We start from the raw sequence: 22,410 nt of genomic DNA, 5'->3' as shown, positions 1-22,410 counted from the left end.
GCTTCGCCGCTCCGCCGTACGACCGGCAGCGTTGCCGCCCGCGCAGAACCACTTGCCGCAGGGCCGCCGCGCCGATTCCGCGGTCACTTCTTTCCGCAGCCGCAGCCGCAGCCGCAGCCGCAGCCGGAGACCCATCTGTCCCCGCATTTCGCATGCTCCTGCGCGCTGCCTTCCCGGCCTCCATCGGAATCCGGCCCCCGTGCGAAGCGCGCACGGCGCGGCCACGACGTACCCAGGGAACACCCGTGCGCCATCGCGCCCAATTGACCATGAAAGACGTCTCCCACGGCTACGGTGACCGCGCCGTGCTGGAGCAGGTTTCGCTGACCGTGCGCCCCGGTGAGAAGGCCGGCGTCATCGGAGAGAAGGGTGCCGGCAAATCCACGCTGCTGCGGCTGCTGGCCGGTGCCGAGACGCCGGACACGGGCGAGATCACCGTGTCCTTCCCCGACGGCACCGGCCATCTCGGCCAGACCTCCGCACTCGACCCGCGCGGCACCGTCCAGGACGCCGTCGACGCGGCGCTCGCCGGACTGCGTGACCTCGAAGCCCGGATACGCGCCGCGGAAGCCGCGCTGGCCACCGCGGCGCCGGACGAACTCGACGCATACGGCGAGCTGTTGACCACGTACGAGGAGCGCGGCGGCTACCAGGCGGACGCCCGCGTGGACGCCGCCCTGCACGGTCTCGGACTGGGCCACCTCACCCGCGACCGGGTGCTCGGCTCGCTCTCGGGCGGCGAGCGGTCGCGCCTGTCGCTCGCCTGCGTACTGGCCGCCGCGCCCGGACTGCTTCTGCTCGACGAGCCCACCAACCACCTCGACCAGCAGGCCACCGCCTGGCTGACGGCACACCTCGCGGCGCACCGCGGCACGCTCGTCCTCGTGTCCCACGACCGTGACCTGCTCGAAACGGTCACCTCGGCCATCCTTGAGGTCGACCGCGACCTGCGGACCGTCACGCGGTACGGCGACGGCTGGCAGGGCTACCGTACGGCGAAGGCCGCGGCCCGCCGCCGCTGGGCGCAGGACCGCGAGGAGTGGCTGGCGGAGGTCGCCCGGACCGCCGACCTGGCGGAGTCGGCCGGCCGGCGGCTGGCCGGGACCGGCAAGGACCCGCACGAGGGCTTCGGCAAGCACCGCCGCTCGCACGAGGCGAAACTGTCCGGCCAGGTCAGGGCGGCCCGGCAACGGCTGGCCCGGCTCCGTCGCCATCCGGTGCCGCCGCCTCCCGTACCGCTCCGGTTCACGGCCGAACTGGCCACGGCAACCCCTTCCACCGCTCTTTCCACCCCCCTTTCCACCACCCCGTACGCCACTACGGCTGCGACATCGCCGGCCACTACAGCCGCCACCACGCCTGGTGCGCTCGCCGAACTCACCGGCATCACCGTCGGCGACCGGCTCCGCATCGCCGAACTGACCGTGCAGCCGGGCGACCGCCTGCTGGTGACCGGCCCCAACGGCGCCGGCAAGTCGACGCTGCTGCGCGTCCTGGCCGGTGACCTGCGCCCCGACACGGGCACCGTGCGCCGGCCGGCCCGTACCGGATACCTGGCGCAGGAACTGTCGGCCGCACCGCCCCGGCAGTCCCTGCTCGCCGCCTTCGCCGCCGGCCTCCCCGGCCCGCCCGAGGAGCACGCGCCCGGGCTGCTGTCCCTCGGCCTGTTCCGGGAGGAGGACCTGGCGGTCCCGGTCGCGGCCCTGTCCGTCGGCCAGCGGCGCCGGCTGGAACTGGCGCGCCTGGTGACGCACCCCGCCGACCTGCTGGTCCTGGACGAGCCGACCAACCATGTCTCGCTCGCCCTGGTCGAGGAGCTGGAGGAGGCGCTGTCCGCCTACCGCGGCGCGGTGGTCGTGGTCTCCCACGACCGACGCTTCCGCAGCGGGTTCCGCGGACGTGAGCTGGAGCTCGACGGCGGCCGGGCGGTGCAGGAGCGGGAGAGTGCCGCGGGGAGCCGCTGAACGGGCGGACGGCGGGCGCGCTCCGGGTGCGCCCGCCGGGCCGAGGGCCGAGAGTGGAGGAGGAGTCCGCGAGGAGCCCGCGAGGAAAGGGTGAAGCGACAACCAGTCCGGTGACGGAGGGGCATGGCGGCGCGGTGAACGGGCACGCGTGCGGACAGGCCGGACGGCGGCGTACGGCCGGGGGAGCGGTGCACGGCACACGAGCACGTGTCCGGCACGCGGGACCCACCGGCCGCGAGCGCCACACAGAAACCGTCCGCACACGTTGCAACCATCGAAAACCGGGCACCCGGAACACCGTCAAGACATCACCGTCGAGGCTGTCACGCCTGTCAGTCGGTGACCCGCGCACCCTGAGGAGGAAGCGCCATGCACCTCTCGCTCCTTCAACCGATCATCGACCGGCCGGGCCCCTGGGCCTCCGTGTACGCCGAGGTGCCGCACAGTACCGAGGACGCGGCCAAGCAGCGGGAGCTGTCGGCGGACGCGGCGGCCCGGCAGCTCGCGGAGCAAGGGGCGGACCGGGCCACGTGCGACGCCGTGCGCGAGGCCCTGGCCGGATTCCGCGCCGACGGCGACACCGCGGCCCCCTCCGGGCGGGCGGTCTTCGCCACGGACGGCGAGGTCGTCCTGGACACCCCGCTCGCCGGGCGCCCCGCCCAGCCGTTCGCGGCCTGGTCGCCGCTGCCCCGGATCACCCCGTGGGCCGAGGCCGCGGCGGACAACGCCGGCTGCCTCGTGGTCTACGTGGACCGCCAGGGCGCCAACTTCGAGCTGCACGACGACCGGGGCGGCGAGGCAGCCGGCAAGGTCGACGGCGTGGACTGGCCGATCCACCGCACCGCTACGGCGGACTGGTCCGAACGGCACTTCCAGACCGCGGTCGAGAACACCTGGGAACAGAACGCCGGCGAGATCGCCGAGGCCGCGCAGCGCGTCTTCCACAGCTGCGGGGCCAAGGTCATGCTGCTGGCGGGCGACCCCCGCGAACGCCGCTCGGTCCACGACAAGCTCCCCGAGCAGCTGCGCTCGGTGACCTACGAGAGCGACCACGGCGGCCGGGCCGCGGGCTCCGACAGCACCGCGCTGGCACGCGACATCGCCCACGTACGCGCCGCCCATGAGCGCGACCACGTGGCCGACGTCCTGGACCGCTTCCGGGCGGGCGCCGGAGTGGGCGGCACGGACCCCGCGTACGCCGCGACCGGCGTACCGGCCCTCGTCGAAGCGGCGCGCGAGCACCGCATCGACACCCTGATCATCACCCCCGGCGGCGCCGACGCCGGCCGCGAGGTCTGGGTGGGCCCCGGCGCCGACCAGCTGGCGGTCCGCAACTCCGAACTGCAGTACCTGGGCGAGACCAACCCGTCCGCGGCCCGCGCGGACGACGCCCTGCTCCGTTCGGCCGCCGCGAACGGGGCCGAGGCCGTGGTCGTCCGCGACCCCGCCGAAGCCCCGGCCGGCGGCCTCGGCGCCATCCTCCGCTGGAGCACACCGACCCAGCACGAGTAGGCCCACGGCCGCACCGGACCGGTGCCCGGACAGTCTCCGCACTGTCCGGGCACCGGTCTTTTCGCGTGGACGGGAGCGGTACGTCAGCGACGGCAGCGGACGCGAACCGGCCGCGACCGTCCGGAATCCGGCCAACTCCGTTACGGGGCACCAGGATACGGACCGGCATACAGCTAGAGTCCTAAAGTGCTAGGAGCCTAGATGAATAGAGTTGGTCCGTGATGGAGTTCCACCTCGACACCCGCTCCGGTGTCGCGCCGTACCTGCAACTGGTCCAGCAGGTGCGCCAGGCCCTGCGTCTCGGCCTGCTCTCCGAGGGGGATCGCCTGCCCACGGTCAAGGACGTCGCGGCCCAGGTGGCGGTCAACCCCAACACCGTCCTCAAGGCGTACCGGGAGCTCGAACACCAGGGCCTCGCCGCGCCCAAACCCGGGGTCGGCACCTTCGTGACCGGCACCCTCGGCGACCTCTCGCCCGCCGAACACGAGCCGCTGCGCCGGGAGTTGCGGCGCTGGCTCGGCAGGGCGCGGGCCGCCGGGCTGGACGAGGAGGGCATCGAGGCGCTGTTCCGGACCACGTTCCGTACGCACATCGAAGAGGAGACATGACCGCGATTCTGGAAACCGCAGGCCTGGGCAAGCGGTACGGGCGGCGCCAGGCGCTGTCCGACTGCACCCTGAGCGTGCCGCGCGGGCGGGTGGTCGGGCTGGTCGGCCCCAACGGCGCCGGGAAATCCACCCTGTTACAACTGGCCTGCGGGCTGATCTCGCCGACTTCGGGCACCGTCACGGTCCTCGGCGAGCCGCCCGCGTCCGGCCCGGAACAGCTGGCGAAGGTCGGCTTCGTCGCCCAGGACGCACCGGCCTACGCCGCCCTGACCGTCGCCGACCACCTGCGGCTGGGCGCCCGCCTCAATCCGGGCTGGGACGCCCGGCTCGCGGCGGACCGCATCCGCCGGCTCGGCATCGACCCCGCTCAGCGGGCCGGCGCCCTCTCCGGCGGGCAGCGCGCCCAGCTCGCGCTGACCCTCGCGGTCGCCAAGCGGCCCGAACTGCTCCTCCTGGACGAACCGGTGGCCGCTCTCGACCCGCTGGCGCGGCGCGAGTTCCTGCGCGGCCTCATGGAGTTCGTGGCGGAGCACGGAGCCACCGTCATTCTCTCCTCGCACCTCGTCTCCGACCTGGAACGGGTCTGCGACCACCTGATCGCACTCGTCGCCTCCCGGGTCCGGCTCGCCGGCGACGTCGAGGAACTGCTGACCACCCACTTCCGCCTCACCACGGCACGCCGCGACGGCGACAGCCTGCCGGACGGCCTGGAGGTCGTCCGGGCCGTCCACACCGGCCGGCAGAGCACCTTCGTCGTCCGTGCCGAGACCGCCGCCCACGACCCGGCCTGGGTCATGGAACCGCTCGACCTGGAGGACCTCGTGCTCACCTACCTGGACCCGGCCGCAGCCACGCCCGGCGCCCGACCCGTACCGGAGACGCTGAGATGATCTGGCTGACCTGGCGCCAGTTACGCGTCCACGTCCTCGTCGCCCTCGCAGCCCTGGCCGCGATCGCCCTCCTCCTGCTGGTCACCGGCCTGCAGATGCGGCACTCCTATGACACCGCCGTCACCGCCGTCACCGGCTGCGCGAGTGGCTGTGCCGCCGCCGAGGCGGACTTCCTTTCCCGGTACACCGGCCTGTCCCACCTCGCCACGGGCCTCGTCATCGCCGTACCCGGCCTGCTCGGCGTCTTCTGGGGCGCGCCGCTCATCGCCCGCGAAGTGGAGACGGGCACCCACCGGCTGGTCTGGAACCAGAGCGTGACCCGCGCCCGCTGGCTCGCGGTCAAGCTCGCCACCGTCGGCCTGGCCGCCGTCGTCGTCACCGGCCTGCTCAGCCTCCTGGTGACGTGGTGGGCGGGCCCCCTCGACCAGGTCGCCATGGACCGCTTCTCGCCCCTGCTGTTCAGCGCGCGCGGCATCGCGCCACTCGGCTACGCGGCCTTCGCGTTCACCGTCGGTGCCTGTGCCGGGCTACTGATCCGCCGGACCGTACCCGCCATGGCCGTCACCCTCGCGGTCTTCGCCGCCGTGCAGATCCTGATGCCGGTCGCGGTCCGCCCGTACCTCCAGGAACCGGTGCACACCGACGTCGCGGTGGACCTCTCGCAGAGCACGTCGGGCCGCTACACGCTCCTCAGGTCGGGCTCCGGTGCCGAGGCCCGCGTGGACGTACAGGTGTCCAGGCCCGGTGACTGGGTCGTCTCCGGGGCGAGCCCGGTCCTCGACCGGTCCGGCCGGGACACCGGCCGCAGCCTGGCCTGCGGGCAGAGCGCGGCGCCGGCCGGTGACGGGGGAGCCGAGGGCTGCACCGTCCCGGCGGATCTGCACACGCGGATCGCCTACCAGCCCGCCGACCGCTACTGGGCCTTCCAGTGGTCCGAAACCGCCATCTACCTCGCCCTGGCCGTCCTGGCGGGCGGCTTCTGCTCCTGGTGGCTGCGCCGCCGCAGGAGCTGAGAGGCCGGGACCGTGGGGGGTGCGGGCCGGAGCCGTGCGGGGTGCGGGCCGGAGCCGTGCGGGCCGGGGCCGTGCGACGGACTCCTTCCGCCGGGGCCGGCCGTCGGGTCCAGGGCCGCCCCGGCAGGCAGGGCCGAGCTGGTCAGGCGAAGCCGTAGGAACCGGCTGAAGGCGCCGTGACCTGCTTGCTCACGGTCTTGGTGAAGACCGTCACCGTCAACTCGACCTTCCTTTCGCTCTTCCTCCTGTGGCCCACGCTCGCAGGCTAGGAGCGGGCGCGCCGGCCGGGCAGGGCGCACGTTCCGCGCCCGGTCGCGGATTCCGGGCGCACACCGGGGGGAACGGCGCGTCCGTCCCACGAAGCGCGAGCGCACCAGCACCGCCTGCCGGAGCGGACGGAACGGCAGGCACAGTCTGGGCCTGGCGGCGGCCGCCGCGTTACGGTCCATGACCATGGACCGCTGAACCGCACCCCACCCGGGCGCGCTCCGGCCGCACCGGCCGCTACGGGAGCCAAACCGACGAGGAGGCCGACCTTGGCCCGTACCGCCCCCGCCCCCACCCCTGACGCCGCGATCCGCGCCCGGCTCGGCGCCGTGCGCGACCCGCTGCTCTCGCTCGCCCGCGACCTCCACGCGCACCCCGAGACGGCCTTCGCCGAACACCACGCGGCCGACGTCCTCACCCGCCTGCTGGCGGACGCGGGCTTCACCGTCGAGCGCGGTACGGCCGGGCTGCCGACCGCCTTCACCGCCACCGCGGGACCGGCCGACGCCGACCTGACCGTGGGGCTGTGCCTGGAGTACGACGCGCTGCCGGACCTCGGCCACGCCTGCGGACACCACCTGATCGCCGCCGCCGGGGCGGGCGCGGCCATCGCGCTGGCGGCGGCCGCCGGTGACCTCGGGGTGCGGGTGAAGGCACTGGGCACGCCCGCGGAGGAGGGCGGTGGCGGCAAGATCCTCATGCTGGACGCGGGGGCGTTCGACGACGTGTCGTGCGCGCTGATGGTCCACCCGGGACCGGCGGACGACTTCGGCGGTACGTCCCGGGCCTCACGCGGTGTGCAGGCGGAGTACCAGGGCCGCGCCGCGCACGCGGCCATCGCGCCGTACGACGGCCTGAACGCGGCCGACGCGTGCGTGGTCGCGCAGACCGCGCTGGCCCTGCTGCGCCAGCAACTGCCCGACGGCGTACGGATGCACGGCATCGTCACCCACGGCGGCGACCGTACCAACATCATCCCGGCGCGGGCCCGGATGAGCTGGCAGCTGCGCGCGGACACCCTGGACGAACTGGAGACGCTGTGGCCCCGCGTACGGGCCTGCTTCGAGGCGGGCGCGGTGGCCACCGGCTGCGAGCTGACGCTGACCGAACCGTCCCCCGCCTACGCCGACCTGCGCCAGGACGCGTGGCTCGGCGACACCTACGCACGGCACGTACGGGCCCTGGGCCGGGACCCCGAGCCCGCGGTGTTCATCGGGGCCTCCACCGACATGGGGAACATCAGCCAGGCCCTGCCCGCCGTCCACCCCACCATCGGCCTGTCCTGCCACGCCCGGCCGCACACGGCCGAGTTCGCCGAGGCGACCACCGGCGAGCACGCCGACCGCGCGGTGCTGGACGGCGCCCTGGCGATGGCCCTGACAGCCGCTGACCTGGCTGCCGACGTCGAGCAGCGGGCCCGGGTCACGGCAGCGCACCGTGCCCGGGCCCGTCCCGCCGGTACGCGTCAGGGGCGCTCGTCGGCCGGTTCGCCTCTCGGGTGACCCGCCGCGTTCTGCTGCTCCGCCAGGTTGGTGGAGAACGTGTCCCCTTCCTTGCCGACCCGCTCGTCCTCGTCCGACTCGCCCGTGACGTCCAGCTCCGCGTCCTCGAACTCCTTGACCAGCTCGTCGGCGGCGGAGTCGGTGTGCTCGCGGTCGTTTCCCTTGGTTCCCATGGAGCAGTCCTTCCTGTGGGCCCGCCGGCCGTGCGGCCCGGCGGGCCGGTCGTCCGGCGCGCGCCGTGGCCCGGGCCTCGCGGGGTGGTGCGGTCGCCGGGCACCCGGTGTGCACCGGGCGTCCCACGCACCAGCGGGTTCCCTGCCGTGCGGTGATCATGCCCGGGCGGGCGGCGGCCCGTCCGCCCGTACGGGTTTCCCGCGCCGTACGGGGGCTACCCGGTGCTGCGGCCGTTCGCGGCGGGCCGGGCACGGGCGTCCGGCCGGTCCCGGTTCCGCCGCGACCACCGAGACCAGGAGGTACGTGGGATGTTCCGAGCCATCGCGGACGTGCTGAGGGCCGTGGGCAGCACGCTCGCGACAGTCGTCACCCTGCCGTTCAGGGCGCTGGCCCGGCTGTTCGGCGGCGCCTCACGCTCGGCCCGCTGACCCGGCCGGGCCGGGAAACCGACGACAAGAGCAAGAAGGCGCAAGAGCAAGAAGGCGTACGGCCGTCTCCCGGCCGTACGCCTTCTTGCTGCCTGCGACCCGGTGGCAGCTGAGTAGCGCCGGGCCTACGGTCCGGGGTCGGCCGGGCAGCGCCGGGTTCACGGCCCAGGTCAGCCGGGCAGCGCCGGGCGGTTCCAGTGCCGGTGTGCCGCGACCGCCTCGGCGAACGCGCCGGTGAAGTCCTGGGCGGTCGTCCCAGCCGCGAGCCGGTCGGTGACGATGCCCGCCTCGGAGACGGTCGCGTCCCCGTCGGCCGCCGTACGCAGCTCACCCGGCAGCTGGTCCGCCAGCTTGTCCACGCTCGCGCCCAGGGCACCGATCGGCTTGCCGTGCCGGTAGGCGCTGCGGACGAACCGCAGGGCCGCGTCGTCGGCGGCCGCGTTGCCGGAGTCCAGTCCGCCCGGGGGGAGCAGCACCGCGTCGTAGAGCACCGAGGCGACGGTGGGCAGCGCCCGGTCCACGGCGAGCGTGCTGCCGTCCTTGTCCTGAACGGTGCCGTCCTGCGGGGCGAGCAGCTCCACGATCGCGCCCTGCTCGGCCAGCGCGTCGCGGACCGCGATGGTCTGCGCCGCGTCCACGCCGTCGGAGACCAGCACGGCGATCTGCCGCGTGCTGATCGAGCCGTCCCCGCGGTTGTTCTCGAAGCTCAGCGCGGGGGAGGGGGCCGGCTGCGGCGTGTTCGGGCGCTCCGGCGGCGCGGGGACGCCGATGCCCTCGGCGACCGCGACGGCCAGCGCGTGGTCCACGTACGAGAGCTGCTCGACCGTACGGGCGCGGACCTCCTTGGTGCCCACCTTGCCCAGCTCGAAGCGGAACGCGTCGACGATGTGCTTCTGCTCCCAGTCGGCCATGCTGTGCCAGAACATCGCCGCCTGCGTGTAGTGGTCCTCGAAGCTGGGGCTGCGGCGCCGGATCTTCCGGCCGTCCACGCGCTCGGTGTAGTGCCGGAACGCCGGGTCGTCCGGGTCGGCCAGCGCGGGGCAGCCGCCGCCGAGCGAGTTCGGGTGGTAGTTGGCGCCCCGGTGGATCTCGTTCTGGTGGTACCCGTCGCGCTGGTGGTTGCGGACCGGGGCGACCGGCCGGTTGACCGGGATCTGCGCGAAGTTCGGCCCGCCGAGCCGGATCAGCTGGGTGTCCAGGTAGGAGAAGTTGCGGGCCTGGAGCAGCGGGTCGTTGGTGAAGTCGATGCCCGGTACGACGTTCGCCGTGTGGAACGCGACCTGCTCGGTCTCGGCGAAGAAGTTGTCGGGGTTGCGGTCGAGCACCATCCGGCCGATGGGCTCCACCGGGACCTGCTCCTCCGGGATGATCTTGGTGGCGTCCAGCAGGTCGAAGTCGAACTCGTGCTCGTCCGACTCCGGTACCAGCTGCACGCCCAGCTCCCACTCGGGGTACGCGCCGGCCTCGATGGTGTCCCACAGGTCCCGGCGGTTGAAGTCGGGGTCCCGGCCCTGGGCCTCCTGGGCCTCGTCCCACACCAGGGAGTGCACGCCCAGCTTCGGCTTCCAGTGGAATTTCACGAAGGTGCCTTGACCCTGCGCGTTGACGAACCGGAAGGTGTGCACGCCGAAGCCCTGCATCATCCGGTAGCTGCGCGGGATGGCCCGGTCGGACATCAGCCACATGATCGTGTGCAGCGTCTCGGGCTGCAGCGAGACGAAGTCCCACAGGGTGTCGTGCGCGGACGCGCCCGTCGGGATGTCGTTGTGCGGCTCCGGTTTCACCGCGTGCACGAAGTCCGGGAACTTGATGCCGTCCTGGATGAAGAAGACCGGGAAATTGTTCCCCACCAGGTCGTAATTGCCCTCCGAGGTGTAGAACTTCGTCGCGAATCCCCGCACGTCACGCACGGTGTCGGCGGAGCCGCGCGGGCCCTGCACGGTGGAGAACCGGACGAATACCGGAGTCTTCACGGACGGGTCCTGGAGAAAGGCGGCCCGGGTGAATTCCGCACACGAGCGGTACGGCTGGAAATACCCGTACGCCCCGGCTCCGCGCGCGTGCACCACCCGCTCCGGGATCCGCTCGTGGTCGAAGCGGGTGATCTTCTCCCGGAAGTGGAAGTCCTCCATCAGCGTAGGGCCGCGCTCGCCCGCCTGGAGGGAATCGTCGGTGTGGTCGACCGGCACGCCCTGGTCGGTTGTCATGGGCCCGGAGGCCGGGTCTTCGGCGCGGAAGCGGTCACGCTGTTCTTGCTTCGGGTCGGCCATCGGATTCTCGCTCCTTGTCTGCCCTGTCCACACGTGTGCGGGAGCCCGTACGGCCAATGGCGCGCCGATTCCGGCGGCCCGTCGCGACGGCACTCCGCCGGGCTGGGTATCCGGCATGAGGGGATACCAAACATGCATTTCGGGCCGGTCGGATGACGGGGTGCAGCGACGCGTGAGCGCTCCGCAGGCGAGCCGCCCCGGATCGACCTATGCTCGGATGTGCAGACGTTGGGCGTACACCGCGTACCTGGTCGGACCCGGTGTGCGGGCAGCCGGAGGCTGTCCCGAAGGTGTGCCTCCGCCGTCTCGGAGACGACGCCCAGACCCCGCGTCCGTTGGGAGAGTGGTCCCGTGAGCACAGCTGCCACGGCTCCGTCGCGCCGCCGACGAGCTTTTCCGGACACCCCGGACGCGGCCGAGACGAACGCCGTTTTCACACGCCTGGCAGAACTGCCCGAAGGCCCGGAGAAAAGGCGGCTGCGCGATGAACTGACACGCGCCTGGCTGCCGATGGCGGTACGTCTCGCGCTGCGGTTCCGGGACCGCGGTGAAAGCATGGACGATCTGAAACAGGTGGCCGCGCTGGGCTTGGTGAAGGCCATCGGCGGGTACCGGCCCGAGCGTGGCAGCGCATTCGAGAGTTACGCGATCCCCACCATCGTCGGTGAGGTCAAGCGGCATTTCCGGGACTGCACCTGGGGCGTGCACGTACCCCGTCGCGTCCAGGAACTCCGCAACACCGTACGGCTCGCCGTACGCGAACTGGCCGCGGCCTCCGACAGTCGTTTCCCGACCGTCTCGGAGATTGCCGAACGCACCCGGCTCTGTGCCGACGACGTCATCCTCGGCCTGGAAGCCATCGAAAGCTACAAAACCCTTTCGCTGGACGCCGAGCGGCCGGGCGCCGACGACGATTTCGCCCTCCGTGACAGTATCGGTTTCACCGAGTCGCAGTACGAGCTGGTGCTCGCCCGGGAAACGGTGCGCGACGGTCTGCGCGGCCTGCCGGAACGTGAGCGCCGCATCCTGTACATGCGGTTCTTCTGCGACATGACGCAGAGCCGCATCGGCGAGGAACTGGGGCTGTCCCAGATGCATGTGTGCCGTCTCATCAAGCGGACCTGCGCCCGCATTCGCGAGCAGGCCGACGGGACCGGCCCCGAGGCGCCCGCCAGTTCGGTTGCGGCTTGACCCGGTGAAATGACATGCGGTCCCGCCTTTCCTGGTAGGACCGCAGTAGCAGTGCTGGAGACAATGGTGGAGAAGGGCCGGCTTTACATGGGCGAGTGCCAGATGACGTTCGTTCCCGGGGTGCCGTCGTGGGCCACCCTCCTGACGGGGGACCTCGACGTCGCGACGCGTTTCTACGGACCGCTGCTCGGCTGGCGGTTCGAGGCCGGACCGGACCGGTGGGGCCCGTACGTACGGGCGATGGCCGGGGACACGGCGGTGGCGGGGCTGAGCGCGGCCGCCCGCCACACCGAACTGCCCAACGCGTGGACGACGTATTTCGGTACGCACAACGCGGACGAGGCGGCGAACGGGGTGCGGGAGCGCGGCGGCACGGTCGCCATCGGCCCGCTGGACTTCGACGCGGGCCGGCTGGCGCTGGCCGCCGACCCGGCCGGGGCCAACTTCGGCCTGTGGGAGTGCCGGGAGAGCGCCCCGGGGGCCAACCGGCAGCCGGTCGGCACCGGCGCGCCGGTCTGGGTGGAGCTGCGCACCCGGGACGCGTTCGACGCCGCGCGGTTCTACGGCGACCTCTTCGGCTGGCACAGCGAGGCGGACGACAGCCCCTTCGACGTGCGCTGGGAGGACGAGCGGGTGGTGCTCAGCGCCGACGACCGGGACGTGGTGGGCCTCTACGGCGGTGCCATCGAGGCGGCGGCCGACCCGCAGGTGCGGCCGCGCTGGAACATCCACTTCCAGGTGCCGAGCGTCGAGGAGGCCGTGGGGACCGCGAAGAAGCTGGGCGGCCGGGTGGAGTCCCAGGCCGAACGCACCCCGCACGGTCCCGTGGCCGAACTGCGCGACCCGGAGGGCACCCTGTTCCACATCATCGGCGCCGTCACCTGAGCCCACCGGGCGGGACGACAGCAACGCCACGGCCGATCCCACCGGAACCACCCCCCTCCCGAGCCCGCCGGACCTACCTCACCGCCACCAGCACCGCATCCTCGCCGAACTGCCAGACCGGCGCCGCGTGCCGGAAACCGGCCCGGCGCAGCAGCCGTGCGTGATGGGACAGCGGCAGCCCGTTGTGCACGCTGTGCGCCGTGTGCCGGGCGCGGCGGGCGGTGAACGGGCCGGCCAGCTCCGGGTCGGCGGCGGCAGCGGCCCACCAGGCCGCCCAGTCTTCGCGGCCGGGCGGCCGCTGCCGTTCGGCCCGCCGCAGCCCCACCTGGGCCGCCACCTCCGCCGCACGGTCCCCCCGCGGGCTGCGGAACCGGTCGCTGTTGACGAGCACGCCGCCGGGCCGGACCAGGCCGGCGAGGTCCTCGTACGCCCGGCGCAGCGCGTCCGGTGCCAGGCAGTGCAGCGCCGTCGAGGAGACCGCCGCGTCCAGCGGGCGGTCCAGGCCCAGGGCGCCGGTCCAGCCGGCCGCGCCGACCGGCGCCTCGACGAACCGCACGGCGTCGCCGTGGTGGGTCCGTCCCAGCGCCAGCAGGACGGGGTCCTTGTCCACCGCCACGACGTCCGCGCCGGGCAGCCGCCGGGCCAGCCGCGCGGCCAGCGAGCCGGGCCCGCAGCCCAGGTCCAGGACCAGCGACCGCTCCTGCTGCGCGGTCACCTTCTCCACGGCGTCGGCGACGACCGTGAAGCGTTCCTCACGGTCGATCGCGTACCGCTGCTGCTGTCGTTCCCACCGCCGCACCCACAGGGCGGCCGTAGCCGTGCTCAGTCCCATCCGGTCGCGCCACCTCAGCCGTCTCGCACCTGTCCGCCGGTGGTCCTCAACCTACAGGTGAAAACGGTTTCCAATGGCGTGCTGTCACTCCAAAGGGGTCACTCCCCAGGGGCGGGCCCCCAGGAGTCAGGCACACGCGCCCAGCACGTCCAGCAGCCGGTCGATCTCCGCCGGGGAGTTGTACGCGTGCAGGCTCACCCGGACCGAGTGCTGCCGCTCGCCCCCGCTGCCCTGGCAGAGACTGTCGGAGCGGACCATGAAGCCGTGGTCGAACAGCGCGAAGCCGAGATCGCCCGAGTCGATGGCGCGGTGCCGGAAGGTCACGATGCCCTGCCGCCGCTGGATGTCCGCATCGGCCGCCAGACTGCGCCCGCAGCCCAGGACCTGGTACGCGGGCAGGTGGCGCAGCCCCTCGGTCAGCCGGGCGGCCAGCGCCGACGCCCACCGTTCGACGCGTCCGGTGCCCACCGCGTCCAGCCAGTCGAACGCGGCGAGCAGGCTCCGGATGCCGGTGGTGTTGGGGCTGCCGTCCCACCCGCCGGGCACGAACGCCGGGCCCCGCGCGTTACGGGACCACACGGCACCGGAACCGGGCAGCGCCAGGGCCTTGTGCCCGGAGAAGACGGCGAAGTCCACGTCCAGGTCCGCCAGTGACACCGGGATGTGGCCCACGCTCTGCGCCGCGTCCAGGCAGATCGGCACGTCCGGGCCCACCGCCTGCCGGATGCGGTGCACGTTCATGTCGCCGCCGTAGACGTGATGGACGTGCGTGACCGCGACGAACCGGGTCCGCGGCCCGGCCAGCGAGGCCAGGGCCGCCGGGTCGTAGTCGCCGGACCCCGCCTGGTACGGCATCGGGCGGACCCGTATGCGCAGGCCCTGCCGGGCGAGCAGGTCCCGTACCTCCAGCCACGGGACGATGTTCGCCTGGTGGTCGGCGAGCGGGACCACGATCTCGTCACCGTCGGACAGCTGACCGGCCAGCCAGTCGTGCGCGACGGCACGCAGCCCCGCGGTCGCCCCGCTGACGAAGTGCACCCCGGAGCGCTCCGGCTCCGGATCGCCGAGGAACTCCTTGACGCGCTGCCGGGTCTCCTCGACCAGCGCCGTGGTCCGGTTGGCCCAGGTGTAGGTGCCGCGCCCGGCGTTGGCGTTGCCGGTGGTGAGGTAGTGCTGCACGGCGTCCAGCACGGCCTGCGGCTTCTGCGTCGTGGCGGCGTTGTCCAGGTAGGCGAGCCGCGGGGCGCCCGTGATGATGGGGAACTGGGCGCGTACGCCGGTGTGCCAGGCATTCAGTTCGTCCAGCGCCGCGATGGCGGGCGGGTTCGTCGTGGTCATCGGCTGTCACTCCCGTATCAGCGGAGCGCCCGCGTCGCGCCAGGCGATGATTCCGCCGCGCAGACTGCGGACGTCGGGGTGGCCCATGCGCGCCAGCAGCGCGGCGTACTTGGCGGACTGCTCGCCCACCGGGCAGGCCAGCAGCACGGGCCGGCTCTTGCTGAACGGCAGCCCGCCGCGTACCAGTTCACCGAACAGCTCGTCGACGATGTTGACCGACCCGGCGATGTGCAGCGCGGTGTAGGCGAACGGGCTGCGCAGGTCCACGACGAGCGGCCGGTCGTGCTCGATCCACCGGCGGGCCTCCTCGACGTCGATGTCCGGCGCCCCGCGCACCTCGGCGTCGGAGAGGGTGGCGACGGAGTTCGGCTGCGGCGGCCGGCCCAGCAGCTCGGGCCGCCGTTGCCGTACGTATCCGAGATAGCTCTCGATGCGGTCGCACACGATGAACACGGCGGTCCGGCGTCCCGCCGGGCGGTCCGGATCGGAGTCGCGGCCCGGCGCCGGGCCGTCGTCCAGCTCCCGCAGATGGCGTACGGCACCGAAGTACGCGGCCCCGCTGGTCGGACCGGCCAGGATGCCGCACCGCCGGGCCAGCGTCAGCATCCCGTCGATCGCCTCGTCGGCGGTGACGGAGGCGATCGTGCCGTACGTACCCGGGTCGAACAGGCCGACCTCCTGCACCTCGTCGATGGTGCGGATGCCCGGCACGAAGTCCGCCTTGTGCGAGACCAGCCCGACCACCTCCACCCGGGGGTCGTGCTCCCGCAGCACCCGGGCCACCCCGGTGGACGAGCCTGCCGTGCCCACACAGGCGATGAACCAGTCCGGCGCCCGGCCGTCCAGATCCTTGAGGATCTCCGGGCCGGTGCCCTCCACATGGGCCTGGGTGTTGCGGTCGTTGTAATACTGATCCGTGTACAGATAGGCGCTGCCCGGCTCGGTGAGCGTCTGATGGAAGTGGGTCAGCGGATCGTCGGTGTTGGTCGGATCGAGACATTCGGTCTGCCCCGGCAGCTCCTCGACCTCCGCGCCCAGCAGCAGGAGGAGGTCCTTGATCTCCGGTATGCGCATCCGGTTCGTGACGGTCTTGAACGGCACCCCGTGCATACCGGCGAGGACGACCAGCGCCTTGGCCGTGTTGCCGCTGGACAGCTCGATGACCGTACGGTCCTCGGCAGCGGCGGCGGGCAGCCCCGCGCGCACCATGTTCCAGGCCGCCCGGTCCTTGACCGAACCGAACGGGTTGAGCATCTCCAGCTTCGCGTACAGATCGATGGTGCGCAGGCCGTGCACGGACGGATCGATGCGTACGAGCGGGGTGTTTCCGATGGCGTCGGTGATGCGCTCGAACCTCATGCAGACCCTTTCCTCCGGCGGTTCACGTGCGGCCAGTACTGTTCGTCCAGGCACCAGTGCCAGGAGGTGTCCTCCCGGCCGGTGCCGTCGGCCGGCCCGTCCTGCCATACGGCGACCTTGCGGGCGACGGGCTGCTGCTGGGCCTCGTCCGCGCTGAAGTCCATGCAGTATCCGGCGGTGTTCGCGAAAGCCAGCAGGTCCCCGGGGTGCGGAGCGCTCGGCAGATGGACCGCGCGCCGCGTGATCATGTCGGCCTCCAGGCAGAGGTTGCCCGCGAGGTAGCAGGTCACCGGCCCGGCGTCCGGGGCACCGCCCGGCGCGGCACGGGGGACGAGGACCGGGTCGACCAGGACGCCGTGCTCCTCCAGGCCGATGTCGTCGGCGTTCGCGTCCAGACGCACCAGGAGGTGGCCGGGGCCCGTACGGTCGGCGGCCTCTGCCCGGTCGGCGTTGTCCGCACGGTCGTCCGTGGATTCCCTACGGTCCGTGGATTCCCCACGGTCCGAGGGTTCCGTGCGGTCCGTGGCTTCCGTACGGCGTACCTCCAGCACCCGCGCCAGCGTGACCCCGCACTGGTCCACCAGCGCGCGCCCGGGCTCCGTGTGCAGCTCGTACAGGTTCTCCAGCAGCAGCGTGGCCAGCGGGCGGCCCAAGGAGGGAGCGGGGAGCGAGAGGAGCGCGTCCAGGTACTGGGCACCGGCGGTCGGCCGGTGGGCCGGGTACAGCGCGAGGGCGCCGCGCAGTGTGCCGTTCTCGTTGCGCAGCCCGTAGGTGTGGCGGCGCCAGGTCATGGGCGGGCGGGTGCCGAGCGCGGCGTTGGTCAGCTCCGTCGTGTACCGCTGCCACTGCGCGCCGTCGGCGAGGTAGTCGGTGCCGAAGCCGCCGCCGATGTCGACGGCGCGCGGGGTGAAGCCCCGGGCCCGGCAGGTGTCCAGGGCCTTGACGCACCCTTCGAGGGCCACCGCCTTCTCGGCCGGGCTGGTCGTGTCGAGGTGGTAGCCCACACCGGTCAGCTCCACCGCGTCGCGGTGGCGTTCCACCGACTTCAGCAGGCCGTCCAGCTCCGCCTCGGCCGTGCCGAAACGGCTCTGCCGGGTCAGCAGCCGGACACCGGGGGTGCAGAAGCCGGAGAGCCGCAGCAGGATGCGGGTGCGGGGGAGGCCGTAATCCCTCACCAGGGCGGCGAGTTCGTCCAGTTCCACCGGGCTGTCGATGTTCACGGTGGTGCCCGAACGGGCCGCCAGCCACAGGAACTCCGGGTTCTTCGGCCCGGTCGCCATGACGCGGTCCGGTACGAATCCGGAGCCCAGGGCGTGCTGGAGTTCGCCGAGGGAGGCGACGTCCACGGCGGCTTCCGTGGCGGCGAGCCGCCGTACCAGGGCGCTGGAACGGTTCGCCTTGTGTGCGAAGAAGATGCCGCCGCTCAGGTAGTGCCGGCGGTAGACCGCCCGGAAGGCGGCCAGGTTCTCGGCCATGCGGTCCGGTAACACGACGTTCAGCGGCGACCCGAGCCCGCCCGCGAGGGTATGCAGAAACGTCCTTGCGCGCAGCAGGGACGCCAGCCGGGACTCCAACCGCGGTTCGAGGTACAAGGGAACGTCCATACGCAATACTTCCCCCGGTACGGACCCCAGGCCACCTCATCCGCCGAACCGGCCGGGGCGGACCGGCCACGGGCACCGGCTCCCCGCCGCCTGCCCGCCACCTCCCCGACATCTCTCCGCTGCCGGTCCGCCGCCGGTCCGCCCCGGCCCGCGGCCGTTCCGTCGCCGGTCACCCGGTGGCGGTACGTGACTCCGTCAGATGCCGGACGCCGGACCGCACGGCCCAGAAGAAGATCACGACCGCGAAGGCCGCCACGGCCAGCGAGTCGTAGGGGGCCGGCAGCCGGGCGGCGCCCCCGAAACTGCCCAGCCACGACAGCACGGTCAGCACCGCCAGGTACGTCACCAGCCAGGCGCCGGTGCGCAGTTCGGTGAGCAGCGGCAGCCGCCGCCCGGCGCCGTCCCGGTCGCCGACGGCGTCCGCCGGGCCGTTCCCGGAGCGCCGCATGGCCAGGAAGATCAGCAGTCCGGCGAGGACCAGCGGCAGGGCCAGGCGCAGGGTGTGCCAGCCCGACCAGTACACGAACTCGCTGGCCACCACGAAGCTGACGGGCGCGATCCAGCGCAGCCCCGGAACCCAGCCGGTCGTGCTGCTCCCCGGATCGGCGAGGAAGACCGCCGCCGCGACCGCGGAGGCGCCGTAGATCAGCAGATACATGTTGCCCATCACGCTCACGATGTCCTGCCAGCCGCCGAACGGCAGCAGGAAGATCACGATCACCGCGAGGTTGATCGCCAGCGCCCGGCGCGGCACCCCGAACCGCTCGTTGACCTTCATGAAGAACCGGGGGATCGTGCGGTTCTTGGCGAGCGCGTAGGTGTGCCGGGCGTTGATGGCCACGCCCACGTACGCCGAGCCGCCGGGGGAGATCACCGCGTCCGCGTACAGCAGGCTGGACAGCCAGTGCAGGTTGAGGATCAACGCCAGCTGGCCGAACGGGGACTCGAAGGAGACGCCCTTCCAGCCGCCGCCGAGCACACTCTCGGGGACGGTGAACAGGAACGCCACCTGGAGGGCCAGGTACATGGCGACGGCCAGACCGATGCCGGTCAGGACGGCCGCCGGGATGGTCTTGCGTGGGTTGCGGGCCTCGCCGGAGAAGTCCAGCGGCGCCTGGAAGCCGTTGACCGAGTAGACGATGCCGCCGCCGGCCAGCGCGGTCAGGCAGGCGGCGTACCCGTACGGCGCGAAGCCGCCGTGGTCGGTCAGGCGCCCGTCGTGCCAGCCGGAGGCGATCAGCGCGACGACGGTGATCACCGGCACCGCGATCTTGAACACCGAGATCAGGTTGTTCAGCCGGGCGAACAGCCGCACCGCGTACCAGTTCAGCGCCGTCAGCACCACACTGAGCGCGGCGGCGACGCCCACCCCGGTCAGGGTCAGGGTGTGGCCGCTGTAGAGCCCCGGCACGTAGTGCGCGGCGTACTGCATGATCGCGCTGATCTCGGCCGCGGTGCCGCCCACCGAGAGCAGCACCGACCAGCCCACCAGGGTGCCGACCAGCCGGCCGCTGGCGAACAGCGGCCAGCGGACCGTGCCGCCGCCCTCGGGCCGCGACGCGCCCAGCTCGATCATGACCAGGGCGACCAGGCCGCACAGCAGGCCCGCGCCGATCCAGGACAGCAGGGACGCGGGGCCCGCCGTCTGGGCCGCGTACAGCGCGGCGAACAGCCAGCCGGACCCCACGATGTTCGAGAAGCCGATCGCGGTGAGCCCCCAGAACCCCAGGTCGCGGCGCAATCGGCGCTCCTGTGCCACCACGGGCGCACCGGCCTCGTCGACCTCACCCGTCACCTGCCGTTCCGACACCGAACTTCCTCCCTGACGTCCCTACCGGCGGCGCACGCCGCACGGGCGCGGGGCGTACCCGCGGTTGCGTGCCCCTGCGGATTCTGCCGTTCCGACGCGGTGCGGACGCACGTCACCACGCACGGCCGGGCCTCGGGTGTCCGAAATGCCCGGTCGGGAGGGGAGGGCTCCGGCGGCAACCTCGGTGGCACGCCTGCCGGGAGGAAGGGAGATTACGGCTGTGTGAAATCTACGTGCGGTTGTTCGAAACGCCGCCTGATCGGGGGCGTGAGACGGGGCGTGAACTGTCTTTCCGCGCCCCGCCGCCCGCCGGTCAGCTGCGCAGCGGGCCCTCACACGTGTAGGACGCGCTCCCGGCCCGGCCGTCGGACCAGACGTCCACGGCCCCGAAGAAGCAGTCCATGTCGGCGAGGTTGTCGGCCGCGGCACCGGCCCGGTCCAGCAGGAAGTAGTCGACGGTCTCCGACATGTCGGCGAACACCCGGTCGGGGTCGCGGGCGTCGGCGAGGTTGGCGGTGATCCGGCCGGTGCAGGTGAAGCGGGCCCGGCCGGCCGTCTCGCCGCTGCCCGTGCATGCCGGGGTGAGGGACGTGGCGGTGGCGAGGGCCGCCCGGACCTCGGACGCCTCGGCGAAGCGCAGCGAGGCGACCGGGTGGAAGGTGGTGCGGGGCACGTACAGGTCGTCGACCTCGGCGATCCGCGCGTCGAGGAACGCGTCGTACGCCCGCTGGAGCGCACTGTCCGCGCCCAGCCTGCTCCGCCAGGCGTCGAACCCCTTCGGGTCGTCGGCGCGCTGGTAGCCGTACATCTCCCGGATCAGCGACGGGCGCTGCTGCCACAGGAACTCGAAGAAGGTGCCGGCGTAGTGGTAGAAGCGGAAGCCGTCGCCGGCGTACGTGGCGTGCAGCAGCCGGTCGACACTCATCCGCGGGCCGCCGCCGGCCGTGTCCGCGATGACGCCCGCGACCAGCGATTTGCGTACCCGTATCCCGTCGTCGCGGGTGCCCCCGGCGAAGAACTCGGCCGTCCCCTCGTCCATGGCCGTGGTGAGGTCGCCGGTGTACCAGGGCGCGTCACCGAAGCTGCCCGGTACGGCCCAGCGGCCGTTCAGGTAGTGGGTGTACTCGTGCCGGAACAGCTCTTCGAGGGTGAGGGTGGAGTCCTGCGGCACGCGCCGCTGGTACGTGTAGAAGGTCGCCCCGTTCTCGATGTAGACACCGCCGTTGTCGGTGCCCATGCCGGTCAGCAGCGGGTGCATGATCTCGTACTCGGACCGGGACGCGTACAGGTGGACGTGCAGCGTGGCGTTGGCGTCACCGGCCAGCGGCGTGTCCGTGCCGAGCACCCGGAAGAACTGGGATCTGACCTTCTTGCTCGCGTAGTAGAGCTGGTCGACGGTGGTCCGGTCGAGTGCGGTACGGACTTCGAGGGCGCCCCGGTCGTAGGTGTACGTGTGCGGGTAGATCTCGCGCTCGATCTGCGGGAGGCAGATGGCGTACCGCGCGCAGACGCCGTAGTAGTTCAGCCAGCCCGCCACACCGGCCCAAGGCGCGCTGCGGCGGCCGAAGTTGGTTTCCGCGACGGTCAGCAGCGCGCCGAGGTCACTGACGACGGCGGGCTTGAGTTCCTCGATCTGCCCGAAGCGGCCGTACTCGCCCAGGGCGTCGCGCACCACCCAGGCGTTCACCGTCCCCTTCAGGTGCGTGTGTCCGGAGAAGGCGCGGAAGGCGGCGCGGTACCCGGCGTCGGCGGTGACGGCCGCCCGGAAGGCGGTGTCGTTGTTGCCGGGGTACACGCCGAGGTAGTTGACGGTGAGGGCGGCGAGGGCGGCGCCGCCCCACACCGGGTCCGTGGCGGTCGGCTTGCCGGGCCCCATGGTGCCGAGAACCCTGACGACCAGCGGAAGCTGGTGCTGGCGCAGCCCGGGCGCGCTCGCCGTCGTGAGGGCTTCCCGCAGCGTCTCGGCGTTGTGCCGGGTGGGCTCGAAGGTGCGGGCCGCGGTCCCGTACGCGGCGACGGCCGCCCGCATCGCCCCGACCGTGGGCGCGTCCGTCACATCGATCTCGCCGCGCGAGAAGTCGTGGTAGACGACGGCGTGCAGGTAGGTGAACAGCTCGTACAGGTGGGTGGCGTCCGTCGCGTCATGCCCCGGCGCGAGCGCGCCGACCCGGCGGGACACGGCCTGTACGTGCGCCCGCGACATCACGGGGGCGAGCCGCGCGTCCCAGGTCCAGATCAGGCCGCGCAGACAGCCCTCGACGGTGACGGCCGGATCGGTGAGGAAGCCGGCGAGGGCGTCCGGGCCGAGGCGGGTCAGCGCGTCCAGGGTGCAGGGGGTCGTGGTGCTCGGGCGGTGGGGCGCGTCGGAAGTGTCCCGCAGCAGGTCGCCGGGGGGACGGCCCCGGGGGACGCGGCCGTTGCCGGGCGGGAGGTCCCGCGCCGCCCGGTCGGGGGCGTCGGCGAATCGGGCGGCCCGGTCGGTGCCGCTGCCGTCCGGTCCGCGGGGGGAGGCCGCTACCGGGAAGGCCGCTACCGGGGAGGCCGTCGCGGCGGCCGGTGGCCGGGCGGGTGCCGCGCCTTGGGCGGCCTGGGCCGCGGGGAGGGCGAGTCCCACCGACAGAGCGGCGCTGAGCAGGCCCTTGCACACAGTGCGTAACGGAAACACCGGCTGCTCCTGTGGAGAGGCGTGTACGGCACGTACGCGCACACGCGGCCGCGCAACTGGCGTGTCACATACGGGAGTTGACGCCACATCGGGCCGCT

Annotated in this window: 17 protein-coding genes; 9 read left to right on the top strand and 8 right to left on the bottom strand. The window is 72.8% G+C overall.

Annotated elements, in window-relative coordinates; genetic code table 11:
- Positions 1-269: 269 nt before the first annotated feature.
- From abc-f to JXZ78_RS17550, 6 genes are all read left to right on the top strand, one after another.
- Positions 270-1,964 (top strand): ribosomal protection-like ABC-F family protein, encoded by a 1,695-nt coding sequence (gene abc-f / locus JXZ78_RS17575; RefSeq protein ID WP_238783193.1) that lies wholly within the window; start codon positions 270-272, stop codon positions 1,962-1,964.
- 369 nt (positions 1,965-2,333) lie between these two features.
- Positions 2,334-3,476: a baeRF2 domain-containing protein gene (locus JXZ78_RS17570; protein WP_030021859.1), complete on the top strand. Its 1,143-nt coding sequence runs from the start codon at positions 2,334-2,336 to the stop codon at positions 3,474-3,476.
- A gap of 221 nt (positions 3,477-3,697) precedes the next feature.
- Complete coding sequence (locus JXZ78_RS17565) at positions 3,698-4,084, top strand: GntR family transcriptional regulator (protein WP_208870190.1); 387 nt, start codon at positions 3,698-3,700, stop codon at positions 4,082-4,084.
- Positions 4,081-4,974 (top strand): ABC transporter ATP-binding protein, encoded by an 894-nt coding sequence (locus JXZ78_RS17560; RefSeq protein ID WP_030021857.1) that lies wholly within the window; start codon positions 4,081-4,083, stop codon positions 4,972-4,974. The genes JXZ78_RS17565 and JXZ78_RS17560 overlap by 4 nt, the downstream gene beginning before the upstream one ends.
- Positions 4,971-5,987 carry an ABC transporter permease gene (locus JXZ78_RS17555; RefSeq protein WP_030021856.1) on the top strand — a complete coding sequence of 339 codons (1,017 nt, stop codon included), beginning with the start codon at positions 4,971-4,973 and terminating at the stop codon, positions 5,985-5,987. Before JXZ78_RS17560 ends, JXZ78_RS17555 begins: the two co-directional genes overlap by 4 nt.
- 536 nt (positions 5,988-6,523) lie before the next feature.
- Complete coding sequence (locus JXZ78_RS17550; protein ID WP_078624448.1) at positions 6,524-7,756, top strand: amidohydrolase; 1,233 nt, start codon at positions 6,524-6,526, stop codon at positions 7,754-7,756.
- Here the strand turns inward: JXZ78_RS17550 and JXZ78_RS17545 are convergent.
- Positions 7,720-7,929, bottom strand: coding sequence for a hypothetical protein (locus JXZ78_RS17545; protein WP_030021854.1), 210 nt, complete (start codon positions 7,927-7,929; stop codon positions 7,720-7,722). The genes JXZ78_RS17550 and JXZ78_RS17545 overlap by 37 nt on opposite strands.
- A 309-nt stretch (positions 7,930-8,238) precedes the next feature.
- On the opposite strand from JXZ78_RS17545, the gene JXZ78_RS40315 reads away from it, so the two are divergent.
- Positions 8,239-8,358: an LPFR motif small protein gene (locus JXZ78_RS40315; protein WP_275127866.1), complete on the top strand. Its 120-nt coding sequence runs from the start codon at positions 8,239-8,241 to the stop codon at positions 8,356-8,358.
- A 170-nt stretch (positions 8,359-8,528) separates the two neighbouring features.
- Here the strand turns inward: JXZ78_RS40315 and JXZ78_RS17540 are convergent, their stop codons facing one another.
- The gene (locus JXZ78_RS17540; protein WP_030021853.1) at positions 8,529-10,628 is read right to left on the bottom strand and encodes a catalase; all 2,100 of its coding nucleotides are present in this window, start codon (positions 10,626-10,628) and stop codon (positions 8,529-8,531) included.
- 351 nt (positions 10,629-10,979) lie between these two features.
- On the opposite strand from JXZ78_RS17540, the gene JXZ78_RS17535 reads away from it, so the two are divergent.
- Positions 10,980-11,819: a SigB/SigF/SigG family RNA polymerase sigma factor gene (locus JXZ78_RS17535; protein WP_050502709.1), complete on the top strand. Its 840-nt coding sequence runs from the start codon at positions 10,980-10,982 to the stop codon at positions 11,817-11,819.
- Between the two features lie 51 nt (positions 11,820-11,870).
- Positions 11,871-12,704 carry a VOC family protein gene (locus tag JXZ78_RS17530; RefSeq protein ID WP_308281044.1) on the top strand — a complete coding sequence of 278 codons (834 nt, stop codon included), beginning with the start codon at positions 11,871-11,873 and terminating at the stop codon, positions 12,702-12,704.
- 73 nt (positions 12,705-12,777) lie between these two features.
- Here JXZ78_RS17530 and JXZ78_RS17525 read toward each other — a convergent pair whose 3' ends face one another.
- From JXZ78_RS17525 to JXZ78_RS17500, 6 genes are all read right to left on the bottom strand, one after another.
- Positions 12,778-13,536 (bottom strand): class I SAM-dependent methyltransferase, encoded by a 759-nt coding sequence (locus tag JXZ78_RS17525; protein ID WP_030021850.1) that lies wholly within the window; start codon positions 13,534-13,536, stop codon positions 12,778-12,780.
- A gap of 126 nt (positions 13,537-13,662) precedes the next feature.
- Positions 13,663-14,874 (bottom strand): aminotransferase class V-fold PLP-dependent enzyme, encoded by a 1,212-nt coding sequence (locus JXZ78_RS17520; protein WP_030021849.1) that lies wholly within the window; start codon positions 14,872-14,874, stop codon positions 13,663-13,665.
- A 6-nt stretch (positions 14,875-14,880) separates the two neighbouring features.
- Positions 14,881-16,233, bottom strand: a complete 1,353-nt coding sequence (locus JXZ78_RS17515; protein ID WP_030021848.1) for a pyridoxal-phosphate dependent enzyme — start codon at positions 16,231-16,233, stop codon at positions 14,881-14,883.
- A complete protein-coding gene (locus JXZ78_RS17510; RefSeq protein WP_063726125.1) occupies positions 16,230-17,837 on the bottom strand; it encodes a type III PLP-dependent enzyme domain-containing protein in 1,608 nt (535 codons plus the stop codon). The genes JXZ78_RS17515 and JXZ78_RS17510 overlap by 4 nt, the downstream gene beginning before the upstream one ends.
- Positions 17,838-18,006: 169 nt before the next feature.
- Positions 18,007-19,647 (bottom strand): APC family permease, encoded by a 1,641-nt coding sequence (locus JXZ78_RS17505; protein WP_030021846.1) that lies wholly within the window; start codon positions 19,645-19,647, stop codon positions 18,007-18,009.
- A gap of 313 nt (positions 19,648-19,960) precedes the next feature.
- The gene (locus JXZ78_RS17500; protein WP_030021845.1) at positions 19,961-22,312 is read right to left on the bottom strand and encodes a collagenase; all 2,352 of its coding nucleotides are present in this window, start codon (positions 22,310-22,312) and stop codon (positions 19,961-19,963) included.
- Between the last annotated feature and the right edge of the window lie 98 nt (positions 22,313-22,410).

Origin of the sequence: Streptomyces monomycini (genome assembly GCF_022271435.1) — a bacterium.
In the GTDB taxonomy this organism is placed as follows: Bacteria; Actinomycetota; Actinomycetes; order Streptomycetales; family Streptomycetaceae; genus Streptomyces; species Streptomyces monomycini.
This window is presented reverse-complemented; position numbering and strand designations above follow the sequence as displayed.

Bases quoted from the DNA above. Each gene is read 5' to 3' on its own strand.
- JXZ78_RS17525 (WP_030021850.1), bottom strand. From the start codon at position 13,536: ATGGGACTGAGCACGGCTACGGCCGCCCTGTGGGTGCGGCGGTGGGAA.
- JXZ78_RS17565 (WP_208870190.1), top strand. From the start codon at position 3,698: ATGGAGTTCCACCTCGACACCCGCTCCGGTGTCGCGCCGTACCTGCAA.
- JXZ78_RS17540 (WP_030021853.1), bottom strand. From the start codon at position 10,628: ATGGCCGACCCGAAGCAAGAACAGCGTGACCGCTTCCGCGCCGAAGAC.
- JXZ78_RS17520 (WP_030021849.1), bottom strand. From the start codon at position 14,874: ATGACCACGACGAACCCGCCCGCCATCGCGGCGCTGGACGAACTGAAT.
- JXZ78_RS17560 (WP_030021857.1), top strand. From the start codon at position 4,081: ATGACCGCGATTCTGGAAACCGCAGGCCTGGGCAAGCGGTACGGGCGG.
- JXZ78_RS17515 (WP_030021848.1), bottom strand. From the start codon at position 16,233: ATGAGGTTCGAGCGCATCACCGACGCCATCGGAAACACCCCGCTCGTA.
- abc-f (WP_238783193.1), top strand. From the start codon at position 270: ATGAAAGACGTCTCCCACGGCTACGGTGACCGCGCCGTGCTGGAGCAG.
- JXZ78_RS17510 (WP_063726125.1), bottom strand. From the start codon at position 17,837: ATGGACGTTCCCTTGTACCTCGAACCGCGGTTGGAGTCCCGGCTGGCG.
- JXZ78_RS17570 (WP_030021859.1), top strand. From the start codon at position 2,334: ATGCACCTCTCGCTCCTTCAACCGATCATCGACCGGCCGGGCCCCTGG.
- JXZ78_RS40315 (WP_275127866.1), top strand. From the start codon at position 8,239: ATGTTCCGAGCCATCGCGGACGTGCTGAGGGCCGTGGGCAGCACGCTC.
- JXZ78_RS17545 (WP_030021854.1), bottom strand. From the start codon at position 7,929: ATGGGAACCAAGGGAAACGACCGCGAGCACACCGACTCCGCCGCCGAC.
- JXZ78_RS17555 (WP_030021856.1), top strand. From the start codon at position 4,971: ATGATCTGGCTGACCTGGCGCCAGTTACGCGTCCACGTCCTCGTCGCC.